The sequence below is a fragment of the Intestinicryptomonas porci genome, from assembly GCF_033971905.1.
Classification (GTDB): domain Bacteria; phylum Verrucomicrobiota; class Verrucomicrobiia; order Opitutales; family Intestinicryptomonadaceae; genus Intestinicryptomonas; species Intestinicryptomonas porci.
Map to the genome: position 1 here is coordinate 185,923 of NZ_JALBUT010000005.1, position 6,343 is coordinate 192,265.

A 6,343-nucleotide genomic window follows, 5' to 3' on the forward strand; every position below is an offset into this window, starting at 1 on the left:
TTATTTTTGAAAAAATTTTTTTAACTTTGAAAAATCTTGTTTGAAATACGCTTTTGTGCAAACATTAAAACTACAATGGAAACTCTGTTCATAGACATAGGCTCAAATTCCATAAAATCGCTTCTTGCCGATTTTAAGGGCGGAAAGGTTGCCGCCACGGCCGACCGCTCCGAGCATAGCAGAATATCGTCGCCCGAAGGTTTGAAGTCCGATGCCGCCAAGATAATTGAAGACGCCGTAAGTTCCCTTTGCAAACGCTCGATGAAAAACAGCGAAAAATTCGATGTTTTCTGTTTCGGTACTTCCGCGCTGAGGGAGTCGAAAAACGCGGGAGAAGTTTTAGCTGAGCTTAAAAGCAGGGGAATTGAAATAAGGGTGCTTTCGGGAAAAGAGGAGGCGGAGCTTTCTTTTGAGGGCGCCATGGGAGACTCTTACTTAAATATATCATCCGATTCCTCGGTCGTTTACGGAGACTTGGGCGGCGGAAGCATGGAGTTTGTAAGCAGGGAAAAATCCAAAATCATAGCTATGGACAGCCTCCCGATAGGCGCGGTGCGCCTCACAAATTCTTTTACGGAAAACGGGGTTTTGAACCGCGCGGGATTAAAAGAAAGATGCTCTTTGCTTTTAAAAAGAATATCCGTTCCGAAAGGCGATTTTAAGCTTGTCGTGGCAGGCGGAGCGTTGAGCGCGGCGCGTTTTATCTTGGGAAACGGGGAATTTTGCGAAAAGCGCGAGCTTTCTTTGGACGACTTCAACTTTTGCCTGAATTTGGCTGACGAGCTTGGAGCGGAAGGGCTTTCCGAAAAATTCGGCACTCCGCAAAACAGGGGAGACATTTTGCCCGCCGCGTTTTTGTGCCTTATGGAAGTTTTAAGGCATTTTGAATCTCCTTTTATGGTGCATACGCAGATTTCCTTGCGGTATGGCGTTGCAAACGCCTATTTTAAATACGGGAAATCTCTAAAAAAAATCTAATGGCGGATTGATTTTTTTCGATATAATCGGTTTCGTAAAAACTAAAAAACGCTGCAAATGAAAGTTTTTAAATATTTGTGCGTAATGTCGCTTTTGTGCGCGGTTCAGTTTTTAAACGCCGTGCATAGGGAATTTTTTGTGGAAGACATTTTTATAGAGGAAATTCCGGTTTCGCACATAGGCTCTTATTATGATGACGCGCAGAGCGTAGAGGGCGGAGAGTTTGAAAATTGGTTCAACGGACCTTACGCTTTCGGAAACGCCTTCGGGATTCGTTCCCAACTTGAAAAATACGGGATTGTGCCCGTTATTACGTATCTTGGCAATTTTGCGGCTAATCCTTACGGCGGCGACAGGCAGGGCGCGGCGATTTCAAGTTCCGTGAATTTGGGGTACGGCGTGGACTTGTACAAGCTTACGAATTTGGAGGCTTTGAAAGGCTGGTCGTTTGTAAACACATGGGTTTGGCGTTTTGGAAATTCGCTTACGCGGGACTATTTCAAGAACACTTTTTCATTGCAGCAAAATTACGGCAGCCAGACATTGAGAATGCAGTCGATGTATTTGACTTACAGCCATTCGTCGGAAGACGGCGCAAGCTTTATGTTCAAATTCGGGCGAATTGCCGCGGGAGACAATTTTATGACAAAGCCGATTTACTGGCTTTACATGTCAAATTCCATCGACGGTAATCCCGTGGGAGTTTATAATCAGGTAAAATTTTCCGCTTATCCGTCGGCGGTGTGGGGTGCGATGGGACAGGTTAACTTGCCAAGCGGGCTTTATTTCAAGGCGGGCGTCTATCAGATAAATAGCGATGCCCAGGAAAGAAATTCAAGGCACGGATTGGATTTTTCTTTCACTAACGGCTTGGGAGTGAACGCCAATTTTGAAATCGGATGGGACATAAATCACGACTCATCCGGGCGTTCCCCGGGCAATGTCTCTATGGGGTTTGTCGCCGATTGGTACAGCGTCGAACACTTGTCAAACCCTCTGCGCCATTCGCACTTCAACCAGTCTTTATATTTTCAGGCGGACTACATGGTGCTTAATTTGGGTTTCCCTGACAGGTCGAAAGGCAATGTCATTAAGCGCGATTTGCATAAAGACGCCTACCGCGACTTGCGCGGCGTCGTGCTTTGGGGCGCACTGCAATACGACCCGTCGGAAGACTTGGCTTACATGCCGCTTTTCATAACGGCGGGGGCGTTCTTTAACGCTCCGTTTGAATCGCGCCCCGACGATGTTTTGTGCTTGGGCGTGTCGTACGGAAAGTTTTCGGAAAAATTGAGGACGCCCGAGCGCAACTCGTACGAGCTTGTCATCGAGTTGAATTACAAGGTGCAGGTAAACAGGTTTTTATTTGTTCAGCCCGACATGCAGTATGTCGTGCATACCGCAGGGGGGCAATATCCGTCGGGCATGGTTTTGGGGCTTCAATTCGGGGCGTCTTTTTAAGCGTTTTTCCCGTCGGCTTTCAGCAAAGATTTTTATGTTGACTTAATTTTTGCCGGTATCACTTTGGGGGGCTTATGCAAAATTCGCAGGCAATGTCTCTGGGAGAAAGGCGGCTTGCAGAGGGAGCAATGTTGCCTCTGTTTGTGAGGTTTGCCGTGCCCGGCATTATGTCGCTTTTGTTTTTCGGAATACAGATTTTGATAAACGGGGCGTTAATCGGCAATTTTGTCGGCGCAGACGCATTGGCGAGCATGAATTTGATTTTGCCGGTTTTCGGGCTTACCGTGTCGTTTTGCATAGTTTTGAACGTTGGGGCGCAGTGCATCGTGGGGTTGAGGCTTGGCGAGCGCGATTACGCGGGGGCAAACGGCGCGTTTTTTTCGGGATTTGTTCTTACCCTTGCGGCAACGCTTTCGTGGGCGGTTTTTTCCTATTTCTTTTCTGTTGAAGTTTCACGGTTTATGGGCGCGGACGAAAAACTGCTTTCGGATTGCTCCGTCTATCTTAAAATTTCGGCAATATCAATGCCGATGACTTCCCTTGTGTTTTATTTAAGCGGGGCTTTCCGCGCGCAAGGCAGACCCATGTTTTCTTTCTTTATAATGGTCTTGATGGTGGTGGTGCACCTTGTTTCCGACCTGTTTTTCATTGTGTATTTGAAAATGGGGCTTGTCGGGGCGGCGTACGCGACGATTTTCGGCGGCGCGGCGGGGCTTTTGTTTTCGCTTCCGACATTCTTTAAGCGGGCTTCGACGCTTTCGCTTTTCAAGGGCGGATTTTCTTTGAAGACTTCGCTTATGATGCTCTATAACGGCTCGTCCGAGGGAATGTCGGAACTCACCGTGAACTTGATGATAATAATATTTAACTATGTTATGATGAAAAGCCTCGGAAGCGCGGGGGTTGCGGCGTTTACGGCGGTTAATTATTTGTCGTTTGTTGCGGCGGCGTTTTTTATAGGTCTTACCGACGGAATGCGCTCAATCATATCATATAATTACGGAATGAAAAATTCGGATCGCGTGTTCGGGGCGTTGAAACTTGCGGCGGCGGTGGTGGGGTTGCTTGGCATCGCGTTTTGGGCTTTCATTTTTCTTTTCAATGATTTTGCAATTGGCTTGTTTTTCTCCGACAAGGAAGCGGAAGTCATCGCGCTTGCAAAGGGCGGGGCAAAGATTTTCAGCTTTGCGTTTTTGATGCAGGGCTTGAATATTTTGGCTTCGGCATACTTTACGGCAATCGGCAACGCGAAGATTTCGCTTGTAATCTCATTCTTGAAAGGATTTGCATTTACCGTTATAGCGGTTTTTGCATTGCAGTATTTCTTCGGAGTTGACGGAATATGGGCGGCAGTTCCTACCGGGGAGTTTATGACGCTTTTCGTATCTTTTACGCTTATGTTTAAGGCTCTTTCCTCCCTCAAAAAAGGCGATTTCAAACAATACGCCTGACGTTTTTTGCAATTTGCTTGAAATCCGAAAATTGCGATTTTGTTGTCGCTTGAAATATATTGACATTCGTTTTTTTCCCTATTTTAAAATTCATCAAATTTGAGTTTTTAATTTGAACAGATGGTATATGGAGAAATTTTTTGCGTTATTGGCATCGCTTGCTCTTACTTCTGCTTCCTTTGGTGCGGCGGATATTTTAATAGACGATTTTGAAAGCGGCTCTTATTCTCCAAAATGGAAAGTCGAGGGCGAGGCGTTTGCCGATGCTCCCGCAAGGGGCGGATTTAAATATCAACAACCTGTTAGCGGATACAGCGGAAATTTCCTTGTAAATTCCTACTTTAACAAAGACGACACTACGGGGAAGCTTTCAAGTGTTCCGTTTAAAATAGAGCGTCCGTATTTGGATGCCTTGGTTGGCGGCGGGGACAGGCGGGACGCGGCGTTTTTGCGCGTAATGGTTGACGGGGTGGAAGTTGGCAGATTGACAGGGATAAACAACGAGCGTCTCGAGCCCAAGTCGATTGATTTAAGGAATTATCTCGGTAAAACGGCGATAATCGAAATTGTCGATAATGCAAAAGGCGGTTGGGGGCATATAAATGTCGATGACATCGTTTTGACGGAAAACCCGAAAGGCATCATAAAGAAGACGGTTTTGGAGATTCCAAACGCAAAAAAATATTTAAATATCCCAATAAACAACGATTCCTCCGAACGCTTTGTAAGAGTTTCAGATGCGTCGAACAAGAAAGTCTTGCTGAATGCAAAAATGCGTGTCGATTTTAAAAATCCGCAGTGGTATTACTCTATGGAAACTCTTGAGTTGCAAGGCGAAGTTTTGCGGGTTGAACTTCTGTCGGGCATATCTGAAAAAGTCGAATTTAAAACGGCGGACAAATATTGGTCGGAAACTTTTCCCGACGAGCTTTTGCGCCCTCAATATCATTTTTCGGCTCCGCAGGGCTGGCTGAACGACCCAAACGGCTTGGTATTTTGGAAAGGTGATTGGCATATGTACTATCAGCTTTCGCCTTTTGCGTATCATAGCCGCGAGAAGTATTGGGGTCATGCAGTATCAAAGGACTTGATGACTTGGCGGCATTTGCCTGTGGGCATTAATGCCAGATATTACGAAAACGGCGGCAACAACGCCATTTGGTCGGGTACAGGATTTGTCGATTTGAAAAACAAAAGCGGGTTTTTCGATAAAAACGGCGGGATTATTTTTGCGTACACTCTGATTGGGAAGGGTGATTATGTTGCATACACTTCCGACAGCCAAAATATTACAACCTTGCCGAACCCCATTTCGACCGTTCACGGGCGCGATCCCTGTATTTTTTATCATGAGCCGACAAAAAGATGGGTCGTTTTGCGTTATGAAGTGGTAAAGCCGAATGAGAATGCGGTTGGCGCAAAAAAATTCGTATTTTATTTTTCAAAAGATTTGAAAACTTGGCAAAGGGGGCAGGAGCTTGACGACTTCTACGAATGCCCATATATTATATCAATGCCCGTGAACGGAAATCCGAAAAATAAAAAATATTTGATTTTCGATGCGCGCGGCGAATGTGTTGTAGGCGATTTTGACGGCGAAAAATTTACAAGGCTTGGAGATGATAGATGCGCCAAATTCGTGGTAGGCAACGCGTATGCAGGGCAGGTCTTCAACAATGCTCCGAACGGCAGGGTTATAAATATTTCGTGGATAAACGCAAGCGCGGAGGATTTCGGGAAAACGGGCATGTGTTTTTCTCAGATAATGAGCTTGCCCATGGACTTGCGCCTCGTTGAGAAATCGGGCAAATATGCGATATACGCGTCTCTTTCAAGGGAAGTCGAAAAGATCTATAAGAAAGAAAAGAGCTTTAAAAACCTAAAATGCGACGAACTCAACAGCTTTGGAATGTTTCCAAGCTCGGTTATGGTCGAGGCGGATTTGGATGTAAGGAATGCGGAGGAATTTAAATTCCAAATAGGAGCTGCGGTTGTTGAATTTTCGAAGCAGGAAAACGCTTACAGCATAACGGCTCTACCAAAGGAAGAACGCCCTGAGGCTACAAGAAACCTGCATTGGGAAAATCGTAAATTCCAAATGGACGAGAAAGTCGGCGACAACATGAACGTGAAAATTTTTGCGGACAGATGCTCTCTTGAAATTTTCCACGACAACAAGAGGGTTATATCTTTGCATATGCCGTTTGGCAAAGACAATGTTTTAATATGCTTGCAGGGCAATGGACTTGTCGTCAAAGACCTTGCAATTCGCGAAATGAAAAAAATCTACTCAAAATCATCCTTGAAAGAACTTATGTGAAAATTCTCGCTCATCGTCAAAGGTAGTGGGATGAGGGTAGAAGAAGTAGAAAAAAATGGAGGCAAAGAGGACGGAAGTCCTACAATGCCTCTTATGCTGTTTAGTTTTTATAGAGTAATACGAAGTTGGCGAA

Annotated in this window: 4 protein-coding genes; all 4 read left to right on the forward strand. The window is 45.4% G+C overall.

Annotated features, from left to right (window positions below):
- The first annotated feature begins 75 nt into the window (after window positions 1-75).
- A complete protein-coding gene (locus tag MOX91_RS05745) occupies window positions 76-978 on the forward strand; it encodes a Ppx/GppA phosphatase family protein (RefSeq protein ID WP_370397128.1) in 903 nt (300 codons plus the stop codon).
- Between the two features lie 57 nt (window positions 979-1,035).
- On the forward strand, window positions 1,036-2,439 hold the full coding sequence (locus MOX91_RS05750; RefSeq protein ID WP_370397129.1) for a carbohydrate porin: 1,404 nt from the start codon (window positions 1,036-1,038) through the stop codon (window positions 2,437-2,439).
- Window positions 2,440-2,531: 92 nt separating this feature from the next.
- A complete protein-coding gene (locus MOX91_RS05755; protein WP_370397130.1) occupies window positions 2,532-3,890 on the forward strand; it encodes an MATE family efflux transporter in 1,359 nt (452 codons plus the stop codon).
- Between the two features lie 127 nt (window positions 3,891-4,017).
- On the forward strand, window positions 4,018-6,210 hold the full coding sequence (locus MOX91_RS05760) for a glycoside hydrolase family 32 protein (protein WP_370397131.1): 2,193 nt from the start codon (window positions 4,018-4,020) through the stop codon (window positions 6,208-6,210).
- Window positions 6,211-6,343: the final 133 nt, after the last annotated feature.